The organism is Planosporangium flavigriseum, from assembly GCF_011947225.1.
Classification (GTDB): domain Bacteria; phylum Actinomycetota; class Actinomycetes; order Mycobacteriales; family Micromonosporaceae; genus Planosporangium; species Planosporangium flavigriseum.
The window spans coordinates 1-555 of sequence record NZ_JAATVW010000072.1; the positions used below are offsets into that span (position 1 = coordinate 1).

At 67.7% G+C, this 555-nt stretch carries 1 protein-coding gene; it reads left to right on the top strand.

Features of this window, described 5'->3' with window-relative positions; translation table 11 throughout:
• Window positions 1–504: sporangiospore maturation cell wall hydrolase GsmA (gsmA, locus tag HC028_RS26865; protein WP_205861734.1), on the top strand; the 504-nt coding region annotated here is incomplete at its 5' end.
• Window positions 505–555 lie beyond the last annotated feature (51 nt).

Below are 555 nucleotides of genomic sequence, written 5' to 3' on the forward strand. Positions count from 1 at the left end.
CCGGTCACCGGCGGCACCGGCCCGGTCGGCAGCATGACCAACGCCCAGTACATCGCCGCGGCCGTCCCCGCCGCCCAGCAGGGCTACCGCGAGTTCCAGGTACCCGCCTCGGTCACCATCGCCCAGTCGATCCTCGAGTCCGGCTGGGGCCGCAGCGGCCTGGCCGCCAAGGACCGCAACTACTTCGGCATCAAGTGCTTCAGCGGCAACCCCGGCCCGATCGCCAACGGCTGCCACACCTACGCGACGTTCGAGTGCACGCCCAACTGCTACCCGACCTACGCCACGTTCCGCACGTACGCGTCGATCACGGACTCGTTCCGCGACCACGGCTACTTCCTGACCACCAACAGCCGCTACCGGCCGGCGTTCAACTACAGCAACAACGCCGACCAGTTCCTGGTGGAGATCAAGAAGGCGGGGTACGCGACGGACCCGAACTACGTGAGCAAGGTCCAGAACCTGATGCGCACGTACAACCTCTACCAGTACGACCGCATCTGACCTCCCCCCATCCAAGAGGAGACCGCCGCCGGGGCGACCCCCCGGCGGCGG